This is a genomic window from Microbispora sp. H10836 (assembly GCF_012999525.1).
Lineage (GTDB): Bacteria > Actinomycetota > Actinomycetes > Streptosporangiales > Streptosporangiaceae > Microbispora.
Window position 1 is genome coordinate 197,341 of sequence record NZ_JABBWU010000002.1, and the last position, 14,389, is coordinate 211,729.

Sequence of the window (14,389 nt, forward strand, 5' to 3'; positions counted from 1 at the left end):
GGCCCCATGAGAGGTCCAGCTGTGCCGCCGCCCCCCGGCCGGCCGGTCCTGTCAGTCGGCCCGGAAGGGGTCGTGCTCGGCGAGGAGTTTGTCTAGCCGGGCCTGGTCCACCCGGCTGACGACGCTCGACTCCTCCTGCCGGTCCCGTACGCATTTGGCCAGCGTGAACGTCGAGGTCACCACGTACATCAGTCCGAGGGCGAGAAAGGAGCGCACCCAGGCCGTGACCGGAAGGTAGACGATGCCGGCCGCCAGGGCCGCGAGGGAGATCGCGAATGAGATGACGGCCTGGACGTAGAAAGCCGTCGTCGTCGAGGGTTTCACCGGTTTCGTCATGAGTGTCATGATCCGTGGCGTACGCCTGCCGGACATGAGCGCCGATACTCAGTTACCGGTGAGTACGAACTCCGCCTTCAGTGGTCCGGGTGCAGGGCGTTGCCGATGTACATGGCCGCCAGCATGGTGAACAGGAATGCCTGCAGGAACTGGATGAAGATCTCCAGGCCCGTCATCAGGACGGCCATGGCCACGCCGGCCAGGCCCACCGGGAACCCGGGCACCGTGGGGTGCTCGACGAGGAACCAGAATCCGACCGCGCTGAAGAATGCCAGCAGCAGATGCCCCGCGAACATGTTCGCGAACAGCCGTACGGCATGCGTGAACGGCGCGGTGACGAACGTGTAGAGCAGTTCGAGCGGCGCGAACAGGACCAGCGCGAGCGGCTTGGGCAGGCCGGGCGGGAACATCAGGCTCTTGAGATATCCGCCCACCCCGTGGTGCCGGAAGCCGAGATAGAGCTTGATCACGTACACGACCAGGGCGAACACCACCGGGAACGCGATGTGAGAGTTCACCGGGAACTGCACTCCCGGGATCACGCCGAACAGGTTCCACAGCAGGATCACCGAGAAGAGGCTGAGCAGGAACGGCATCCACCTCTCGGCGTCCGCGCCGAGGAACGGCCGGGCCACCTGGTCGCGCACGAACAGGTAACCGTACTCGCCGAGATGCTGCAGGCCGCGGGGGACCAGTGACGGCCGCGCGAACGCCCCCCACGCGAGCGCGCACAGCAGGACCACGCCCACCGCGGCCAGCACCACGGGCTTGGTCAGCCAGTGTGGCGCGCCGGGCCACAGCGACGGAAAGTCGAACAGTTCGACACCGGGAGCCGTGAAGTCGTCTCCGGCGAGGCTTGCGGGCATGGGGAATCCCCTCGTCCGGCCGTTCAAAAACTGAGTACGCCGTACTCACTTTACCGATGCGAGCCTACATACCGGGTACCGTGTACGCAATAGCGCGACGACCTGGGACGACCAACGATGACGGGCCACGACAACCTGTGGATGCGACCCGAGCGCCCCGCCCGGGGGCCGCGGCCGAGCTTCAGCCGCGCCGCTCTCGCCGAGGCCGCGATCAGGATCGCCGACGCCGAGGGGCTGGAGGCGATCTCCATGCGGCGGCTCGCCGCCGATCTCGGGGCGGGCACGATGTCCCTGTACCGCTACGTGACGGGCAAGGACGAGGTTTTCGACCTCATGATCGACACTGCGGTGGGGGAGTACCTGCCGGAGGACCGGCGGCCGCCGGACGACTGGGCCGAAGGACTCCGCCTGCTGGCCTGGCAGGCCCGGCGCACCATGCTCCGCCATCCGTGGCTCGCACCGCTCGCGGCCGGCCGGCCGCAGGCCGGCCCGAACAGCGCGCGTCTGACGGAGACCGCCCTCGGCATGCTCGACGGTATAGGCCTGAGCGTCGACGAGATGCTGACCCTCGTCGGCGCGGTCTTCGCGTACGTGCACGGGTACATCCAGAGCGAACTGGCCGAGGCCGAGGCGATGCGGCGGCTGGGCCTCACGCTGGCCCAGCGGCTGGCCCGGCACCTTTCCTACATCCAGTCGCTCATCGCGACGGGGAACTATCCCATGCTGGAGCGGATGACGAAGGAGGCCGGGCGGGAGTACACCGCCGCCGACGACCGCTTCGCGTACGGCCTGGACCGGCTGCTCGACGGAATCGCCGCGGGTCTGCCGCCGCGCGGCGAGACGGAAGGGGTCGCGTCACCGCGCTGACGTGACGCCCCGGCCCACCGGGCGGCGTCTTCACCGACCGGCCGTTCCCGGGCCCGGCGGGGTCAGTTCGGGGAGATCTCGTGGAGACGGCAGACCTGCCGCCAGACGCGCGCGTCGAGCGTGCCCGCCCTGTCCTGGAAGTCGGCGATGGGGACGCGGACCGGCCCGGTGAGGTCGAGGAAGCTGTTGTGGTCGGCGTCGGGATCCCAGGCACGGGTGGGGATCTCCACGTGGTCGTCGCGGTCGCTGCGATCCTGGCTCGTGATCTTCAGGACCTCGGCGCCGCCCCGGTAGGTCCTGAGCACCACGCACGGGCGCACCTTGTGGCCGGGCCCGTCCTCGTAGGGCACGTCGGCCCACCAGATCTCGCCGGGACGCGGTCCGGCCTGCGTGGCCGCACCGCCGCGCCCGGCCCCGTCGCCGCCCGTCGCCCGGCGGCCCCCGCCACCGGTCCCCGAGGCGTGGCCGGCGGAGCCGCGCCTCGTGCCGGGGCCGGTGCCGCTTCCGGGCCTGGTGCCCGGCCGCGTGGTCCCGGCCGTCCCGCGTCCCGCGGGCCGTGCCTGCCCGCCGCCGCGGCCCGATAGACGGCCGCCCCCGGAGGGAGGCGGCGTGGACCGCCGGCGGGGTACTCCCGGCAGGCGGCCGGCCACGCCGAGAGCCCCCAACACGACCAGCACGGCCACCGCCAATACCACCCAGATCATGACCGACAGCCTAAAGCCCCGCGCGGCTGCGCTCCGCCGCGCGGGGAAGGCCGGTCGCGGTCAGGAGCGGGCGTCCCAAGCGGCGAGGATGCGCGCCTCCTTCTCCGGGTCGATGCCGTGGCTCAGCCGGACGCCGCCGAAGCTGCGCCGCTCCTCGGGAATGTCCTTCAGCCACTCCCAGGTGTCGCGCACGGTCTCCCGTACCGGTCTGCAGGTGAGACCCGCGGCGACGGCCTTCGCGGAGGAGTGGGTCCACACGCCCTCGCTCTCCCCGGCGGCCGACCACAGGGGAAGCTCGGTCCACTGCTGCACGCCCTGGTCGAGCAGGAACCGGTCGCCGGCCCAGACGAACTCCGCGTCGGAGCCGGTGACCTCCGCGCAGTCGTCCAGCCAGCTGCCGTACGTGGCGTTGCCCTGCACTCCGCCGGTCATGTAACGGCCGGTCGTACCCCTCGCCACCTGGTCGAGGGTGAAGGCCGCGATGTCGCGGGCGTCGATGAGCTGGATCGGCAGGTCCGGGTCGCCGGGGGCGAGCACCCGTCCACCCCTGGAGATCCGGGTGAGCCACCAGGGCAGCCGGCCCACGTTCTCGTGGGGTCCGAGGATCAGGCCGGGCTGGATGACCAGTGCGCCGCCGTCGAAGTGCTGCTCGACCGCCCGCTCGCAGCCGGCCTTCAGCACGCCGTAGTCGCCGAACTCGGCGTCCGCGTCCGGCGGGCACTCGTACAGCGGGAAGGTCTCGTCGACCCCCTGCTTCTCGGGCCAGTCCCGATAGGCGGAGATGCTGGAGATGAACGTGTAATGCGAAGCGTGCCCCGACAGCGTGCGTACCGACTCCAGGACGACGCGGGGGACGAACCCGCACACGTCGACCACCGCGTCCCACTGCCTGCCGTCCGCGAGCCGCCGCAGGTCGCCGGCGACCTCACGGTCGCCGCGGACCGCCTCCACACCCGGCAGGTCGGTCCCGCTCCTGCCGCGGTTGAAGGTCGTGACCTCGTGACCGCGTCGCAGCGCCTCCTCCACGATGGCGCGTCCGAGGAACACCGAACCGCCGATGACCAGAATTTTCATACGGACATCCTTGGCCCGCCCGCCCCCGGCGTCTGCCCCGTTTCACGGTCGGCGGACGTGATCCGCTCACAGCGGAAGGCGGCCCACAGGACGTCCCGGCGAGCCGCCGTACGGCCGTTCCCCCCGGCCGAGACCGGGCCGGGCTCAGCCGGTGCGCAGTTCGGGAACCGGTGTGAAGCGCTCCTGTTCCAGCACGTGCACCCGCGCCGCGCCGATGTCGAAGTACAGGCCCGTGAGCTCCAGCCTGCCCGCCCGTACGAGGGCGTCCACGAACGGGTGGGTCCGCAGGTTGTCGAGTTGCTGGATCACGTTGACCCGGCAGAGCCGATCGAGCGGCCCGGCGTCGTCCTCGGTGCGTTCCTCGGCGACGAACCGGGCCAGGCTCTGCCGCCCGTGCCTAAGCCAGTCGCGTAGCGCGGGCAGGTCGGGCACCTCGCCGAGCAGGGCGGCCATCGCGCCGCAGCCCGAGTGGCCGCAGACCGTGATCGTGCGCACATCGAGCACCTTCACGGCGTACTCGATCGTGGCCGCGACCGAGTCGTCCGCGGGGAGGGCGCCCGCGCGCGGCACGAGATTGCCGATGTTGCGCAGCGTGAACAGGTCGCCGGGGCCGCTCGCGGTGATGATGTTCGGCACGATGCGGGAGTCCGCACAGGTGATGAACAGATGCGACGGCGACTGCTTGCGGGCCATGCGGTGGAGCAGCGGGCGGACCATCGGCGCGGTCCGGCGCTGGAACTCCCGCGTCCCCTCCAGCAGGTCGGGCGCGCCCTGCGGTCCGGGAATCGCGGTGACGCCGTCATGGTCGCCACCGCCCGCGCCGTTCGCGCCGATCACCTCGTAGGTACCGGCGTCCCCGGCGTAGGAGTCCATCGGGCGGGAGCGGCGCCGGTAGGCCCAGGGCAGCCACCAGCGGTCGTGCCGGGGCGGGATCCTGGCCGGGTACAGGCGGGCGCCGCTGATCGCGGCGGAGTACCACTCGTCGTGCGGCTCGTCCACGTCGATGACGCCGCCGGTGCGTTCGTGCTCCAGCCGCCAGGCGTGCAGGGCCTCGAAGGCGGCGTTGTCCATGAAGTCCAGGTGCAGGTCCAGCTCGACCGCGGACCCCGCGGGGATGCCGCGCAGCGCCTCGCTCAGCCGGGGCACGCCGAGGAACGTCAGCGACCCGGTGACGACGACCCGCCATCGCCGCTCGCCCGCCTGCCGTACGTCGACCGAGACCCAGGCCAGGCGGCGCAGGGCCAGCAGGGCGGCCAGCCCGAGGCCGATCGCCACGCCCTCGGCCAGGCCGACCAGCACGACCCCGGCCATCGTCACGAAGTAGACCGGTATCTCGCGGTGGCTGCGCAGGTTGCGGACATGCCCGAGGTTGACCATCTGCACGCCGATGAACAGCAGCAGCGCCGCGAGCGCCTCCAGCGGGATCAACGCGATCATCCAGGCGAAGGCCGCGGTGAACAGCAGCACCCACACCCCGTGGAGCACGGTGGACCAGCGGCTGCGCGCGCCCGCCCGCGCGTTGGTCGTCGTGCGCACGACGACGCCCGCCACCGGGAGGCCGCCGAGGGCGCCGGACACCACGTTCGCCACCCCCTGCGCGGTCAGCTCGCGGTCGAGGTCGGCGCGCGGACCGTCGTGCAGGCGGTTGGAGGCCACGCAGGTCAGCAGCGACTCCACCCCGGCGAGGAGGGCGACGAGCAGGACGGCTCCGGCGATCGCGTGCCAGTCGCCCTGCGGCATCAGCGGCGCCTCGACCGAGGAGAACCCGCCCTTCAGGTCCACCTTCGTCAGGTCCCAGCCCGTCACCGCGGCCGTCAGCGTGGCGACCATCAGCGCGGCGAGCGGGGCGGGCACGGTACGCAGCCGGGGGACGCGCCCCCACACGAGCAGAACCCCGATCGTCAGCACCCCGATCACGACGCTGTGCGTGTGGTTGTCGAGGATCTGGGCGGGGAGCTCCACGACGTTCTCCAGCGCGGAGCGCTGCGGCGAGCCGCCGAGCACGATGTGCAGCTGGGACAGCGCGATCACCACGCCGACCCCCGCGAGCATGCCGTGGACGACGGCGGGGGAGACCCCCAGTGCGGCCCGCGCCACCTTCAGCCAGCCGAGCCCCAGCTGGAGGACGCCGGCCATGACGGTGATGGCGCAGGTGGCGCGCCAGCCGTAGGTGTGGACGAGCTCGGCGACGACCAGGGAGAGCCCGGCGGCCGGGCCGCTCACCTGGACGACGGACCCGCCGAGGGCGCCGGCCACCACGCCGCCGACCACGGCGGCGACGAGCCCCGCCGCCACCGGTGCGCCCGACGCGACCGCGATGCCGAGCGACAGCGGCACCGCCACCAGGAAGACCACCAGCGAAGCGGGCACGTCATGCTGGAGCACGGACTTCCAGTTACGGCGTGAGATCGCGTCGTCACTGATTGTCATGGGCTGACGATATGTCAGCCACGCAGGCCCTCACCAGGCAGGCAACGGGAAAATCACCGGTAGTAGTCGGGATAGTCGCTCTCCGGGTTGCGGTGGCTGCCCCGCCGCCCGCTCGCCGAGGTGGGGGTGTCGCCGTACAGCTCGTCGTAGGAGGGCCAGCTTCCTCCGGTGTTCTGCTCGGGCCACGACGGCTGCTGGGCGTCGCCGTATCCCTGCTGCGGCTGCTGGGGGTCGTAGCCGTACTGACTCTGCCCCGACGGGGCGTCGTAGCCCGCCGATTCATACGGCGAGGCGGTGCCCGGCGCGGTCCCCGTCACCGTGTCGGAGGCGTCGATCGTCGCCCAGCCCGCGCTCACCTCGTACGACGGGGTGGAGGGCGCGGCCGGCGGCGTCGAGCCGGCCGCGTAGCCGCCCTCGGCGGGGTAGCCGGAGGAGTAGCCCTCGTAGGCCGGGGTCTGGTAGGTGTCCGCGTTGGGCCAGGAGGACGCGCCGCGCGGCGGTTCGGGGTCGTCGAGCACGTCGCGGGCGCCCGTCCAGGAGGGGTCCGTCGTGGAAGCGGAGGCGGCGGGGACCGGCGGGTAGCTGCCCGCGACCGGCCAGCCGGGGTCGGTGGCGCCGCCCCTGTCGGGACCGGCGCCCGTCGCGTTGGGCGAGTACGACGGAGTGTCGGCCGCACGGAACGGGCCCGTCGCGACGCCGGACTGGTCGTAGGTGTCGGAACGCGGCGTCTCGTAGCCCGCCCACGCGTCGAAGGAGCCGCCGGTCGAGCGGGGCGCGGAGTCGGCGAGCGCGTCGCCCGGCGAGGCGGTGGACGCCGCGGCGTCGAACGCGCCGCTCGTGCGGGCCGCGTCGTACGAGGCCGCGGCGAAGGATCCGGTGGCCGGGATGGCGGAGGACGGCGCCGTGTCGTAACGGCCGTCGGGGGAGACGGAGTGGGAGCCCGTGCCGCCCTGCGCCGTGAACGGCCCGGTGCCCGCCGGCGTGTCGTACGCGGGGGCCCCGAACGGCCCGGTGCTCGCCGAGATTCCCAGCGGGTCGGCGGGCTGCGTCCCGTACGAGCCGGTGCTCGCGGACGACGGGAACGGACCCGTGGCGCGCGGGCTGTCGTAGGAGCCGCCGGTCTCGGCGGCGGCAGCGGCGGCGGCGCGACGGGCGGCGCGCGACGACCGGCCGGACCTGCCCGACCTGCCGGACGCGCCCGGCGTGGCCGGCTGGGGCCCGGTGGCGGTCGCGAAGGGGTCGCCCGCCGCGGGGGAGTCGAAGGGGCCGGTCGCGCGGCTCGCGTCGAACGGGCCGGTCGCGGGGGAGCCGGCCGCTGCGGCGGCGTCGAGCAGGTCGGGCGTCGGCGCCGAGAACGTGACGGTCTTCTGGTCGGCGAGGGCCGAGGCGGGCACGGGGGCGGCGGGCATCACGGGCTCGGAGCCGCCGGCGCGGGAGGGGCGGGACGGGCGGGAGGGCAGGGGGGCCTGCACGGTCGCGGCGTCGGGGTCGGCCGCCTGGGCCGGGGCACCGGCCACGCCCTCGGTCTCGTCGACCGGACGGGGTGTGGCCATCTTCGCGGCGATCGTCCCCCCGAAGCCGCCGTCGTCGGCGCGTACGCGCGACCAGTAGTCGTCGTCGTAGTCGTCGGCCTCGCCCCACTCGTCCACGCCGCGCTTGCCGCGGGCGGCGGCGGGCTGTTTGCCGCCGCGCTGCGCGGGCCGCGCGGCCTGCCGTCCGCCGGGGCGGGGGGCCGGGCGCGGCGCGGGCCGCTGCTTATCCGGCTCCTCGAAGGCGTCGAACCCCTTGGGGAAGCTCTCGAAGAACGTCTCCTCGGCGGGCCGCCGGGGCTTGGGGCCCTTGTTCTCGGCCATCGCCTTGATGCGCTCGGCGGAGAGAGCGCTCTCCCTGCGGTTCATCGACCGCATGCCCAGCGCCACGACCAGCAGCACAAGAAGCACGACGGCGACAAGACCCGAAATGACCGCAGTCATAGCACCACCCTCAAGGCCATGGCCTTTCTGCGGCGCCGGTGAGATCGCGCGGCCATCGACGCGACCTGCCCCCTTTGACCACCTGCGCTCAGCAATTGGATCCGATTCTGCTCGACCACAATGACCGTTGTCACACCCTAGGCGAAGATTGGTGTAGCACGACTACCTCCGGTGCTCAGCATGTCACTCGATCGTGTTCGCCGTGAGGCGCCCACGGGCGATGGTGTGACTCGCGATGCCCTCCAGGGTCTGCGCGAGGTCGGCCCCCTGCTGCAGCTCGAGCTTCGCGTTCAACGCGTAGACAGTGAAACGGTAGCTGCCGTCGGCCCGGCATGGGGGCGCATAGCCCACCTTCCCGCTCGTCGTCCTGCCCTGCCTGGCGCCCCGGGGGACGTCGTTCATGCCCAGCTCCGTCGTCGCGGGGTCGATGTCGTACACCACCCAGTGCACCTCCGGGCCGCTGAGAGGACTGCTGTCGTCGACCACGAGGGCCACCGACTTGGCGCCCGACGTGCCCGACCAGCGGAGAGGCGGGTTGCCCTGCCCCCCCTTGCAGGAGTAGTCGTCCGGCAGGGGGGCGCCGTCGCGGAACTGCGGGCTCGACACGCTGATGACGTCGAGGTTCCTCGGCGACCCCCCGCCCAGGATTCCGCAGCCCGACGCGGCCAGCGTGAACGCCGTCACCGTGACGGCGGCTCGCACGACCGCTGATTTTCTCGGCGACCCCATGCCCGATGATGCTACGCGGATTGGACAGGTGCCCCGACCGGATCGCGGTGATCCGTACCGATGATCGAGCCCGTACGGGCCGTTGACCTCGGTGTCTTCAGAATCCCTCGGTGTCCGCGGAATCGATCCGTGCGCGCAGAGGACCGTCGTGCGGGGGTGTGAGGCCTCGCGCGCCCTTTTCCGCCACAATCGAGGCATGCAGGGGGACACGCCGGGAGCGGGCATGAGCTTCGCCGTTCTGGGCCCCCTCGACGTACGGCGCGACGGGCGGCCGGTCGAGGTCGGCGGACAGCGGCTGCGGGCCCTGCTGACGCTCCTGCTGCTCGACGCCGGCCGCATTGTCTCCACCGAGGCGCTCGTGGCTGGGGTGTGGGACGCCCGTCCGCCCGGCGGCGTGGGGAACGCCCTGCAGGCGCTGGTGTCCCGGCTTCGGGCCACGGTCGGCCGCGGCCTCGTCGTCGGCGGGCCGTCCGGGTACCGCCTGGCCGTCTCGCGCGAACAGGTGGACCTCCACCTGTTCGCCCGCCTCGCGAGGGAGGGCGCGGCCGCGCTGGACGCGGGCGACCCGGGCCGCGCCGCCGGTCTGCTGCGTCAGGCGCTCGGCCTGTGGCGCGGCGCCCCGCTGACCGACCTGCCGAACGCCGAGGCCGAGGTGGCGCGGCTGGAGGAGCTCAGGACCGCGGCCACCGAGAACCGTGTCGAGGCGGAGCTGGCCCTGGGACGGCACGCGGATTTGGTCCCGGAGCTGCGGACGCTCGTCACCGCCCATCCGCTGCGGGAACGGCTGTACGGGCAGCTCATGCGCGCCCTCTACGGGGCGGGCCGCCGGGTCGAGGCGCTGGCCGCCTACGAGGAGGCCCGGTCGGTGTTCGCGGAGCGGCTCGGGGCCGACCCCTCGCCCGCGCTGGCCGGGCTCCATCTCGCGATGCTGAGGGGCGAGCCCGCCGCGGAGGGGACGCGGCCGTCACCGGCCGCGCCGCCCGCCGGGCCCGGCCCGGTGCCGCTGCCTGCGGATCCGTCCGCGGTACGCTCCGGAGGCCCGCGGGCGCCGCGCCGGGGCAACCTGAGGGCCCGGCTGACCAGCTTCGTCGGCCGGGACGACGACGTCGGCCGCATCGGTGCGATCCTCGCCGCCGACCGCCTGGTCACGCTGCTCGGCCCGGGCGGGGCGGGCAAGACGAGGCTCGCGGTGGAGTCCGCCGAGGCGATCGCCGCGCTCGTCCCCGACGGAGTCTGGCTGGTCGAGCTCGCACCGGTCGGCGACGCGGCGGAGGTGCCGCAGGCCGCCCTGACCGCGCTCGGCCTGCGCGACACCGGCCTGGTGCCCGTCCACGCGGGGGCCGCCATGCCGTCCGCGCCGGGTGGGGAGCCCGGCCCGGTGGCCCGCATCGTCTCCGCGCTGGCGGGGCGCGACACGCTGATCGTGCTGGACAACTGCGAACACGTGGTCGGGCCTGCCGCGGCGCTCGCCGACCGGCTCCTCGCCGAATGCCCCGGCGTGCGGATCCTCGCCACCAGCCGGGAGCCGCTCGGCATCACCGGCGAGCGGCTGTGGCCGGTGGGGCCGCTCGGTTCCGGCCACGCCGTGCGGCTGTTCGCCGAGCGGGCGGCCGCCGTACGGCCCGGCTACGTGGTGGACGTCGAGCGCGACGCCGTGGAGCGCATCTGCCGCGAGCTCGACGGCATGCCGCTCGCCATCGAACTGGCCGCCGCCCGGCTCCGCACGCTGACGGCCGCCCACATCGCCGAGCGGCTCGGCGACCGGTTCCGGCTGCTCACCGCGGGAAGCCGTACGGCCATGCCGCGGCACCAGACGCTCCGCGCCGTCGTGGAATGGAGCTGGGACCTGCTCGACGCCGACGAGCGGGCGTTCGCCGCGCGGCTGGCGGTCTTCGCGGGCGGCGCCACGCTTGAGGCCGCGGAACAGGTCTGCGAGGGCGACGTCGACGTGCTCGGCAGGCTGGTGGACAAGTCGTTCGTGGTGTTCGACGGCGGGCGCTACCGCATGCTGGAGACGATCAAGGCGTACGCCGCGGAACGGCTGGCGGAGTCGGGCGGGGAGCGGCGGGTGCGGCGCGCCCACGCCTCGTTCTTCGCCGGCCTCGCCGAGACCGCGGAGCCGCACCTGCGCCGCAGCGAGCAGATCGAGTGGCTGGCCCGGCTGTCGGCCGAGCACGACAACCTGTCGGGGGCTCTCAGATGGGCCTGCGACCAGGGCGAGACGGACCTCGCGCTGCGCCTGGTCGGCGCACTCGGCTGGTACTGGTGGCTGTCCGGCCACCGGCTGGAGGGCGCGCGGCGGTCGGCGGAGGCGCTGGTCCTGGCGGGCGACGGCGACCCGATGCGGCTGGCGCTGGCCCACGCGGTGCACGGCATCACCAGTGCCGGCGGGGAGGGGAACCTGCGGCAGGCCAGGGAGAGCCTGTCTGCCACGATCCGGTACGCGCGCGAGAGCCGAGGAGGCATCGCTTCGCACCCGCTCGTGGCGATCGCGGTGCCGATCATGTCGATGTTCTCCGGCCTGCACGAGGAGGCCGAGTCCCGGCTGGTGCCGCTGCTGGGGCACGAGGACCCCTGGGTGGCCGCCTCCGCCCGCGTCTTCCGCGCCCAGCTGCACTTCAACGCGGGCCGTTCCGAGGAGGGCGAGGCCGACCTGGTCATCGCGCTCGACCGGTTCAGAGTGGTCGGAGACCGGTGGGGGGTGGGCAACTGCCTCAGCGTCCTCGCGGAGACGAAGGCCATGCGCGGCGATCTCCAGGCCGCGGTGCTCCTGATGGAGGAGGCGGTCGCGCTCCTGGAGGAGGTCGGGGCCGTCGAGGAGACGCCGTACCTGCGGACCCGCCTGGCCGTCACGCTGGACGCGGCGGGCGACCGGGAGGCCGCCGAGGCGGCTCTGCGGGAGACCGAGCGACTGTGCGACGCCACCGGCGATCCCATCGGGCTGGCCGGAGTGCGGCACGTGCGGGGCGACTTCGCCCGCGCGGACGGCGACCACGGGACGGCGCGGCGCCTCTACGACGAGGCGCTGCGGCTGCTGGGAACGGCGTGGATGATCCCGCAGTTCGAGGCGACGCTGACGACCTCGCTCGGCATGCTGGCCGAGCAGGAGGGCGACGTCGCGGCGGCCCGCGTCCTGCACGACAAGGCGCTGGCCATCGCCGTGCAGTCGCACGACGCCCCGGTCATCGGGCACGTGCTCGTCGGGCACGCGGCACTCGCCGCCCGCGGCGGCGACCACGCGCGGGCCGCCGCCCTGCTCGGCGGGGCGGAGGCCGTCCGCGGGTTCGTCCACGACCTGAGCGTCGACCACCGGAGGGTGGCCGACGCCGTACGGGCCGCGATCGGGGCCGGGGAGTTCGCCCGGTGCCGCGAGCGCGGGCGCGGCCTGAGCCGGGACGAGGTGCTGGCCCTCGCGTCCGGCGGTGCGTGACCCCGTGGCCACGACCACAGCCGCCCGCCCGGGTGGGTGAGGTCAGGACCGGTTGCGGAAGGCGCGGACGGCGAGCGGGGCGAAGACGAGCGCGATGCCGGCGGCCCACAGCAGCGAGATCGTGGCGTCCGACGCGACCGGCCCGCCGCCGAGCAGGCCGCGGACGGCGTCCGCCAGATGACTGACCGGGTTGACGTCCACCCACTTCTGCAACCAGGACGGCATGGTCTCGGTGGCGACGAAGGCGTTGCTGGTGAAAGTGATCGGCATCATCAGCGAGAACATCAGGATCTGCACCTTCTCCATGCTCGCCGCCGTCACTCCCACCAGCACCGCCATCCACGACATCGCGAGCGCGAACGCCAGCAGCAGCGCGAGCGCGCCGAGCACTCCGGCGATCCCCGTGTGCACCCGGAAGCCGAGCACCAGGCCCAGCCCGAGGAACAGGGCGAACGCCCACACCTGCTTCAGCGTGTCGGCGACGATGCGCCCGGCCAGCGGGGCCGAGCGGGAGATCGGCAGGCTCCGCAGCCGGTCGAACACGCCCTTGGCGATGTCGACGTTCAGCCCCACGGCCGTGGTCATGCTCGCGAACAGCATGTTCTGCGCGACCAGGCCGGGCAGGGCGAACTGCAGGTAGTCGCCCGTGGATCCCGCGATCGCGCCGCCGAACACGTAGGTGAACAGCAGCAGGAACATGATGGGCTGCACGCTGAGGTCGATCAGCTCCATCGGGTTGTGCTTGATCTGCACCAGGCTGCGCCAGGCGAGCGTCATCGTGTGGCGCAGGGCGGCCCCCGCGCCCGGCCGGGGGGCCACCGCGACCGCGGGCGTGGTCCGGGTGATCGGGGTCATCGTGTCTCCTCGCGGTTTCGTGCGTCCGGTGACTCCGGTCGCGGCCTCACGCCGCGGCCTCCTCGTCCCGCTGCCGGTCCGCGTCCCGCTGCCGGTCCTCGGCGCGGTGCCCGGTCAGCGCGAGGAACACCTCGTCGAGGCTGGCCCGGCGCAGTGACAGCTCCGCCGCGACCACGTCGAGGTCGTCGAGGCGCCGTACGATCGCGGGGACGGTCGCGGGATCGCGGACCGGGGCCGTGACCTGGCCCTGGGAGACCTCCGGCGTGACGTCGAGCACGTCGGCCACCACGCGTCGGACGAGGTCGAGGTGGGCGGTCTCGATGGGCCGCACCTCCAGGACCTGGCCCCCGATCGCCGCCTTCAGGCCGTCCGGCGTGCCGTGCGCGATCACCTTCCCGTGGTCGAAGACGACGATGTCGTCCGCGAGCTGGTCGGCCTCCTCCAGGTACTGCGTCGTGAGCAGGACGGTCACGCCCTCGTCCTGGAGGCCGCGGACGACGCCCCACAGTTCGGTGCGGCTGCGCGGGTCGAGGCCGGCTGTCGGCTCGTCCAGGAACAGCACCTGGGGGCGGCCCACGAGGCTCGCGGCGAGGTCGAGCCGGCGGCGCATGCCGCCCGAGTAGGTCTTGGCCGCCCGTCCGCCCGCCTCGGTGAGCGCGAAGCGGCCGAGCAGATCGTCGGCCCGGCGCCGCGCGTCGGCCCTGGTCAGGCCGAGCAGGCGGCCGATCATCACGAGGTTCTCGACCCCGGTCAGCGTGTCGTCGACGGCCGCGTACTGCCCGGTCAGCCCGATCAGGGAGCGCACCTGGTGCGCCTGCCGGACCACGTCGAACCCTGCCACGTGCGCCCCGCCCCCGTCCGGCCGCACGAGCGTCGCCAGGACCCGCACCGCCGTGGTCTTCCCGGCCCCGTTGGGGCCCAGTACGCCCAGGAGGCGGCCCTGGGGCACCTCCAGGTCCACCCCGTCGAGCGCCCGTGTCCGGCCGTACCGTTTCGCCAGGCCCTCGGCCTGGATCGCATGTCTCATCGCGCCTCCTCGGATCGTGTGCGCCTCCACTCTGCGGAGCGGCGCTGACAGGGCCCTGAGGGCGGCCGTCAGCCGCTGACATATCGCTGACGGCTTGC

Annotated in this window: 11 protein-coding genes; 2 read left to right on the forward strand and 9 right to left on the reverse strand. The window is 73.4% G+C overall.

Annotated elements, in window-relative coordinates:
* Positions 1–51: 51 nt before the first annotated feature.
* A complete protein-coding gene (locus tag HHX30_RS05670; protein ID WP_169980126.1) occupies positions 52–336 on the reverse strand; it encodes a YiaA/YiaB family inner membrane protein in 285 nt (94 codons plus the stop codon).
* Positions 337–413: 77 nt separating this feature from the next.
* Positions 414–1,202, reverse strand: a complete 789-nt coding sequence (gene atpB / locus HHX30_RS05675; RefSeq protein WP_169980128.1) for a F0F1 ATP synthase subunit A — start codon at positions 1,200–1,202, stop codon at positions 414–416.
* 117 nt (positions 1,203–1,319) lie between these two features.
* Here atpB and HHX30_RS05680 point away from each other — a divergent pair, with 117 nt between their 5' ends.
* A complete protein-coding gene (locus tag HHX30_RS05680) occupies positions 1,320–2,069 on the forward strand; it encodes a TetR/AcrR family transcriptional regulator (protein WP_169980130.1) in 750 nt (249 codons plus the stop codon).
* Positions 2,070–2,131: 62 nt separating this feature from the next.
* On the opposite strand, the gene HHX30_RS05685 is transcribed toward HHX30_RS05680, so the two are convergent.
* The 5 genes from HHX30_RS05685 to HHX30_RS05705 all read right to left on the reverse strand — a co-directional run bounded on the left by HHX30_RS05685 (position 2,132) and on the right by HHX30_RS05705 (position 8,952).
* Positions 2,132–2,773, reverse strand: a complete 642-nt coding sequence (locus HHX30_RS05685) for a type II toxin-antitoxin system PemK/MazF family toxin (RefSeq protein ID WP_169980132.1) — start codon at positions 2,771–2,773, stop codon at positions 2,132–2,134.
* Positions 2,774–2,833: 60 nt separating this feature from the next.
* Complete coding sequence (locus HHX30_RS05690) at positions 2,834–3,847, reverse strand: NAD-dependent epimerase/dehydratase family protein (RefSeq protein WP_169980134.1); 1,014 nt, start codon at positions 3,845–3,847, stop codon at positions 2,834–2,836.
* 144 nt (positions 3,848–3,991) lie between these two features.
* On the reverse strand, positions 3,992–6,277 hold the full coding sequence (locus tag HHX30_RS05695) for a SulP family inorganic anion transporter (protein ID WP_169980136.1): 2,286 nt from the start codon (positions 6,275–6,277) through the stop codon (positions 3,992–3,994).
* Positions 6,278–6,330: 53 nt separating this feature from the next.
* Complete coding sequence (locus HHX30_RS05700; protein ID WP_169980138.1) at positions 6,331–8,250, reverse strand: hypothetical protein; 1,920 nt, start codon at positions 8,248–8,250, stop codon at positions 6,331–6,333.
* A 183-nt stretch (positions 8,251–8,433) separates the two neighbouring features.
* The gene (locus tag HHX30_RS05705) at positions 8,434–8,952 is read right to left on the reverse strand and encodes a YbhB/YbcL family Raf kinase inhibitor-like protein (protein WP_310742024.1); all 519 of its coding nucleotides are present in this window, start codon (positions 8,950–8,952) and stop codon (positions 8,434–8,436) included.
* A 223-nt stretch (positions 8,953–9,175) separates the two neighbouring features.
* On the opposite strand from HHX30_RS05705, the gene HHX30_RS05710 reads away from it, so the two are divergent.
* Positions 9,176–12,409, forward strand: a complete 3,234-nt coding sequence (locus tag HHX30_RS05710; RefSeq protein ID WP_169980142.1) for a BTAD domain-containing putative transcriptional regulator — start codon at positions 9,176–9,178, stop codon at positions 12,407–12,409.
* Positions 12,410–12,451: 42 nt separating this feature from the next.
* Here the strand turns inward: HHX30_RS05710 and HHX30_RS05715 are convergent, their stop codons facing one another.
* Positions 12,452–13,264, reverse strand: a complete 813-nt coding sequence (locus HHX30_RS05715) for an ABC transporter permease (protein WP_169980144.1) — start codon at positions 13,262–13,264, stop codon at positions 12,452–12,454.
* A gap of 46 nt (positions 13,265–13,310) precedes the next feature.
* Positions 13,311–14,291 carry an ATP-binding cassette domain-containing protein gene (locus HHX30_RS05720; protein ID WP_169980146.1) on the reverse strand — a complete coding sequence of 327 codons (981 nt, stop codon included), beginning with the start codon at positions 14,289–14,291 and terminating at the stop codon, positions 13,311–13,313.
* Between the last annotated feature and the right edge of the window lie 98 nt (positions 14,292–14,389).

Bases quoted from the DNA above. Each gene is read 5' to 3' on its own strand.
- HHX30_RS05690 (WP_169980134.1), bottom strand. From the start codon at position 3,847: ATGAAAATTCTGGTCATCGGCGGTTCGGTGTTCCTCGGACGCGCCATC.
- HHX30_RS05680 (WP_169980130.1), top strand. From the start codon at position 1,320: ATGACGGGCCACGACAACCTGTGGATGCGACCCGAGCGCCCCGCCCGG.
- atpB (WP_169980128.1), bottom strand. From the start codon at position 1,202: ATGCCCGCAAGCCTCGCCGGAGACGACTTCACGGCTCCCGGTGTCGAA.
- HHX30_RS05720 (WP_169980146.1), bottom strand. From the start codon at position 14,291: ATGAGACATGCGATCCAGGCCGAGGGCCTGGCGAAACGGTACGGCCGG.
- HHX30_RS05670 (WP_169980126.1), bottom strand. From the start codon at position 336: ATGACGAAACCGGTGAAACCCTCGACGACGACGGCTTTCTACGTCCAG.
- HHX30_RS05710 (WP_169980142.1), top strand. From the start codon at position 9,176: ATGCAGGGGGACACGCCGGGAGCGGGCATGAGCTTCGCCGTTCTGGGC.
- HHX30_RS05700 (WP_169980138.1), bottom strand. From the start codon at position 8,250: ATGACTGCGGTCATTTCGGGTCTTGTCGCCGTCGTGCTTCTTGTGCTG.
- HHX30_RS05695 (WP_169980136.1), bottom strand. From the start codon at position 6,277: ATGACAATCAGTGACGACGCGATCTCACGCCGTAACTGGAAGTCCGTG.
- HHX30_RS05685 (WP_169980132.1), bottom strand. From the start codon at position 2,773: ATGATCTGGGTGGTATTGGCGGTGGCCGTGCTGGTCGTGTTGGGGGCT.
- HHX30_RS05715 (WP_169980144.1), bottom strand. From the start codon at position 13,264: ATGACCCCGATCACCCGGACCACGCCCGCGGTCGCGGTGGCCCCCCGG.